Origin of the sequence: Aquabacterium sp. (genome assembly GCF_004297345.1) — a bacterium.
Classification (GTDB): Bacteria; Pseudomonadota; Gammaproteobacteria; order Burkholderiales; family Burkholderiaceae_C; genus Aquabacterium.
In genome coordinates, this window is the sequence record NZ_SCTN01000144.1 from 1 (window position 1) to 5,045 (window position 5,045).

Annotated in this window: 6 protein-coding genes; 3 read left to right on the top strand and 3 right to left on the bottom strand. The window is 61.4% G+C overall.

The annotated features are described in order from the left end of the window. Both EPO09_RS04660 and EPO09_RS04665 read left to right on the top strand, forming a co-directional pair. The coding region (locus tag EPO09_RS04660; RefSeq protein WP_290640660.1) for a hypothetical protein at positions 1–431 on the top strand (431 nt) is incomplete at its 5' end. Between the two features lie 74 nt (positions 432–505). Next, a complete protein-coding gene (locus tag EPO09_RS04665) occupies positions 506–1,822 on the top strand; it encodes an SUMF1/EgtB/PvdO family nonheme iron enzyme (protein ID WP_290640662.1) in 1,317 nt (438 codons plus the stop codon). A gap of 102 nt (positions 1,823–1,924) precedes the next feature. On the opposite strand, the gene EPO09_RS04670 is transcribed toward EPO09_RS04665, so the two are convergent. Further along, entirely contained in the window at positions 1,925–2,407 is a 483-nt protein-coding gene (locus EPO09_RS04670; RefSeq protein ID WP_290640664.1) for a GreA/GreB family elongation factor, read from the bottom strand. Between the two features lie 100 nt (positions 2,408–2,507). Continuing rightward, a complete protein-coding gene (locus tag EPO09_RS04675; protein ID WP_290640666.1) occupies positions 2,508–3,434 on the bottom strand; it encodes an AraC family transcriptional regulator in 927 nt (308 codons plus the stop codon). Between the two features lie 176 nt (positions 3,435–3,610). Between EPO09_RS04675 and EPO09_RS04680 the strand changes: the two genes are divergently transcribed. After that, the gene (locus EPO09_RS04680; RefSeq protein ID WP_290640668.1) at positions 3,611–4,621 is read left to right on the top strand and encodes an aldo/keto reductase; all 1,011 of its coding nucleotides are present in this window, start codon (positions 3,611–3,613) and stop codon (positions 4,619–4,621) included. Between the two features lie 85 nt (positions 4,622–4,706). Here EPO09_RS04680 and EPO09_RS04685 read toward each other — a convergent pair. Further along, the coding region (locus EPO09_RS04685) for a hypothetical protein (RefSeq protein ID WP_290640670.1) at positions 4,707–5,045 on the bottom strand (339 nt) is incomplete at its 5' end.

Below are 5,045 nucleotides of genomic sequence, written 5' to 3' on the forward strand. Positions count from 1 at the left end.
CGTCATCAGGAGATGGTCGAACCGGCTCTCAGAACAACCAGGAAAGCGGCACCACGTCGGGGTCAGGATCCGGGGCAGGCGACTCGGGCAAGGTCCAAGGCAAGCCTCGCCAAGAGGACGGCAACCATCCCAATGGCGAGGGTGGCAGCGCGCCCACTGACACCCCCCCAAAGAGACACGGATATGTCTACAAAACCGTCGCCATTGGTACCGAGTGGAAGAGTTGCGAGTTCACGCGCGAAGGCGCGCAAACCTGGGCCCGACGAGGCTTGGAATCCGAGGCCAGCCGCGCGTGTGCCCTGTTAGGCCCTGGCTGGGGACGCGACAAGATCGAGTTCCCTGGATATGAGCAAGCGCTGGTCTGTTCAGGTGGCAATAAGTGGCGCTACAAAATCACCGACGCCATCGCAAGATGCCAAAAAATGGAGTGACCCCTATGAGGTGTAAAGCAGTATGGGTATTGGCGTGGGCGCTCGCGATGCACACGGCGGCAACCGCAACATCGATGCTGCGCATCGCCTGCGATGACGAGGCCGCGGGCGCCATGGTGACCGTCAATGGCCGGCAGATGGGTGAGTGCCCGCTTGACATGCAGGTGCAACCCGGCCAAGTCACTATCCAGTCATCCAAGCCTCGAGACGCCGAAACGCAGTGGGTCTTTGAGCAAAGCCTGTTTCTGGGTGATGGCGTGGTCAAACGCATCGAGTTGACGTTCTCGAAAACGGTGCTGACAGCTGAAGGCATGCGACAACAGCAAGCGCGAGAGCAGGAGCGTCAGCGGCAGGAGGCTGCCCGCCTGCGCGAAGAAGCTGCGGCAAAAAAGAAGGAAGGCGAACGCCAGCGCCTGGCGGCTGAAGCGGCAAGGCAACACCGTTTGAAACTGGATGCAGCCATGGCAGCGGCCAGAGCGCAAGGCGCGGAGCCTGGCAACGGCAAGCCATTTCGCGATTGCCCTGATTGCCCCCCGATGGTCATCATCAAGGGGGTAGACGGGGATCCCGTGGCAATGGGGCAGTTTGAAATCACAAGAGGGCAGTACGAAGCCTTTGTGACGGACACGAAGAGACCACCGTCTCGCGGTTGCCGAGTCTGGAACAGCGGCATTTTCTCGAGCGAGGCCGTACAGGACGCCAACGCCACCTGGCTCGCTCCGGGCTTTGAACAAACCAAGGATCATCCGGTCGTGTGTGTGTCCTGGAACGAAGTACAGGCTTATCTGGCCTGGCTATCGGCCAAAGCGGGCGTTCGTTACGTCCTGCCGGGCAAGTCGGATTGGATAGAAGCTTGGCGCCAGAACTATCCCGCCATCGCCAGCTCAGGCAACTTCCACGATTGGTCGTTTACGGGCGGCAACGCTGCACGCGTATGCCCTTTAGGCAATCTGCTGGATTCGACAGGCTGGAGTCAAGGCGGTCGGGGAGGAACAGGCAATGGCGCCAATGAGCCCTATCCGTGTTCAGACGGTTTTGGCAAAACGGCGCCTGTCGGACACTTTGCAGTGGGCGCAACTGGATTGCATGATCTGATCGGCAACGTCTCGGAACTGCTATCTGGTGTCTCGCGAGCGCCAGACAACGCCATCGATCTCGCCCAGAGCCTGGCCAATCAATACCCTTCAGCCCGAGACAATGCAGACAAGAGCATCAGCATCTGGCAAGAAAGAAAAGCATTGGTTGTGCATGATGCGTATGGTTCTTCCTGGTTGTTCAGCCTGGCCGACTCCTGGATAACCGAACGGGACGACATGCGAACACAATGGATCGGCTTCCGGGTGATGCGACCATTTGCACAGCCAGAAGCTCGCCTCTTATCAAGCCCCTAAGCTTGACGCTTTGCTTTTTAGACGACACCGACGTCTCTGCCCAGATAGCCCGTCTAAAAGCACAGCCGACCTCAGCCAGTTCGACGCGAACCTACTCGCTGATCACTGAACCCACAGCACCTCAAACTGCTGTCGGTTTGGTGCCCCCGGTATGGACACCTCATCCCCCTCGCATTTACCCAGCAAGGCCCCACCCAATGGGGCTTCGCTGCTGATGATCTGAACGCTCCTGGCGCCGCTCACCAGCTTCATGCTGCCCCCAGCCGGGCCTAGAAAGAGCAGTTGCTGCGCGTCGTTGGCATCGACCAGGCAAACCAACGCGCCAAGCTGGATGCCTTTACTGGCGTCGTAGGGGCGCGGGCGAAATTGGCGCCAGTTGGCCATCGCCTGGCGGATGGCGTCAGCGCGACGCGCCTGGCCAGTGGCCAGGTAGGCGGCTTCCAGCCCCAATGTGTCGTATTTGTTTTCGGCGATGTTTTCTTCGTGCGTCGCCGTTTCATGGGCGGCCCGAGCTGCCTGCTCGACTTGCTGCAGGTCTTCGGCAAGCCGTTCCAGCACTTGCTGCTGCAGCGAGAGTTTATCCATGATGAAAAGTAGGCAACTCGAACAAACGAGGAACAGCCTTTGATTATGGAGTACGCCATGCCGTTGATCGAAAGCCGCAAGGCATGCAAGTGACCAGGGATCACGAGACTGCCGAGCCAGTCTTGACGCGCGTCACGTCGGCCCGAGGCGGGCTGCCAAACAGGCGCCTGTACTCGCGGCTGAACTGAGAAGGGCTTTCATAACCCACCTGGATGGCGGCACGGGCTGCATCCAGCCCCTCTGCCAGCATCAGCCGGCGTGCGTGATGCAGCCTCAGGTGCTTCTGGTACTGCAATGGCGACAACGCCGTCAGTTGCTTGAAGTGCAGGTGCAATGTGGAAGCGCTCATGTGTGCCACAGCTGCCAACTCTTCCACGCGAAGTGGCTGGTCGTAGCGCTGGCGCAGCAACTCGATGGCACGGGCGATGCGGCGAGTCTGGCTGTCTGACTGTGCCAAGGCACGCAAGCGCGGGCCCAACGGGCCTGTGAGCACCCGATAGAAAACCTCGCGCTGCAGGAGCGGCGCCAGCACGGGCACGTCCTGCGGTTCGTCCAACAAGCGCAGCAGGCGCACTGCGGCGTCCAGAAGAGACTCACTCACCGGAGCCAGGTTGAGCGCACAGGTCAGCCCATCTTCGGCGGCAGTCGGGGCGGCGGGTTGCCCGGCCTCCAGCAACAGCGCGGCCAGTTCGGTCGGGCTGGTTTGCAGGCGCAGACACAGATAGGGCTGATCGACACTGGCCTCGGTGATCTGGCCCACGGGCAGCAGTGTGACGGCGACCAGCAGGCAGTGCAGCGGGTCATAGTGCAGCACCTCGGCACCCAGCGTGGCCTGCTTGCGCCCTTGCAGCACGAGCACGAGGCCGGGTTCGTACACCGCTGGCAGTGGCTGGGCCGGCATGCTGGCGCGGATCAACTGCAGGCCCGGCACCCTGCCGTCATGCAGGCCATCGCTGGGCGCGTGACGCAATGCGATGGCCAACGCGTCCTGACGCAAGGCTTCCAAGCGAATGGGTGAATCCGGCATAGGCAGGATTGTGCAAGCATCAGGGGCCATATGGGCAAGCTGGGCATCAGGGCCGCAGGATCAGGCAAGGATGGCGGAGCAGCGGCCTGGTGCATGGCCTGGTGGCCGGGCAGACTGGCCTCCAGCCTTCAGGGCGTGTTGCCCCGAAGCCATCTCTTGCCAACCGGAGCCTTGCCATGACCGCATCCTCGCGCATCACCATTCCTCAACGCACCTTGGGCCGCAACGGCCCACATGTCTCGGCCCTGGGCCTGGGCTGCATGGGCATGTCAGATTTCTATGGCGCCGCCGACGACGCCCGCTCGCTGGCCGTGCTGCACCACGCACTGGACATGGGCATCTCGTTGCTGGACACCGCCGACATGTACGGCGTCGGCGCCAACGAGCGGCTGCTGGCGCCGCTGCTGCGTACGCGCCGCAGCGAGGTGGTGCTGGCCACCAAGTTCGGGAATGTGCGCGCACCAGACGGCCAACTGCTCCGCATCGATGGCAGCCCCGCATACGTGCGCCAAGCCTGCGAGGCGAGTCTGCAGCGCCTGGGCGTGGACCACATCGATCTTTACTATCAGCACCGGGTGGACAAGACCGTGCCCATTGAAGAAACGGTAGGTGCCATGGCCGATCTGGTGCGCCAGGGCAAGGTGCGTTACCTCGGCCTGTCGGAAGCCTCAACCGCCACGCTGCGCCGGGCAGCAGCGGTACACCCGATAGCGGCCTTGCAGACTGAATATTCGCTTTGGACGCGCGATGTGGAAGCTGAGATCCTACCCACCTGCCGCGAACTGGGTATCGCGCTGGTGCCCTACAGCCCGCTGGGCCGCGGTTTCCTCACAGGTACGATCCGCAACGTGGACAGCCTGGACGGCAGTGACTGGCGCCGCGCCAACCCACGCTTTCAAGGTGACAACCTGTCTGCCAATCTGGCTCTTGCCGATGCACTCGGCGAACTGGCTACTGCCTGGGGATACAGCCCTGCCCAATTGGCCCTGGCCTGGCTGCTGGACCAGGGCACGGACATCGTGCCCATCCCAGGCACGCGCCGAATCGAACGCCTGGATGAGAATGCAGCCTCAGCCAGCATCCAGCTCAGTGACGGTCAGCGCAACCAGATGAGCGCGATGCTGAATGCCCATCTGGTGGCAGGCACGCGCTACCCGGAGGCAGCCATGGGGGCGCTCAACGCCTGAGCGCAGGTATTGGGAGCAAAACGAAAATGACGGTTCTTTGCCGTTAATGGCCGAGACAAGAACCACAAAACTGCTTCAGTTTCAGTCAGGGCCGCAGCTTGTTGCGGCGAACAACAGCGCCCACCCCTAACACGCCAAAGCAAAGTTGCGCCAACGTATTGAGCTCAGGCACAGACGTCGTCAGCGGAATGGCCGAATTAAATCGCAATGAGCCGAACACCCCTGGACCAGTCTTGGAGGCAGTCTCACCATATTCGGCAAAGTCAACGGCCAACACGGTCACCTGAAAATTGGCGTCATAAGCCACTTCCAACACATTGAACCAACCTGACAACGAACCGTACCCAGACGCATTCACTGATATATCCATGCCCGCCACGCCATCCGGATTAAACGGATACCTGACAGCGTTGTCGTAAAAACC

What these genes read in the sequence shown, in the direction of transcription:
- EPO09_RS04665 (WP_290640662.1), top strand. Translation starts at nt 506, where the DNA reads ATGCTGCGCATCGCCTGCGATGACGAGGCCGCGGGCGCCATGGTGACC.
- EPO09_RS04670 (WP_290640664.1), bottom strand. Translation starts at nt 2,407, where the DNA reads ATGGATAAACTCTCGCTGCAGCAGCAAGTGCTGGAACGGCTTGCCGAA.
- EPO09_RS04675 (WP_290640666.1), bottom strand. Translation starts at nt 3,434, where the DNA reads ATGCCGGATTCACCCATTCGCTTGGAAGCCTTGCGTCAGGACGCGTTG.
- EPO09_RS04680 (WP_290640668.1), top strand. Translation starts at nt 3,611, where the DNA reads ATGACCGCATCCTCGCGCATCACCATTCCTCAACGCACCTTGGGCCGC.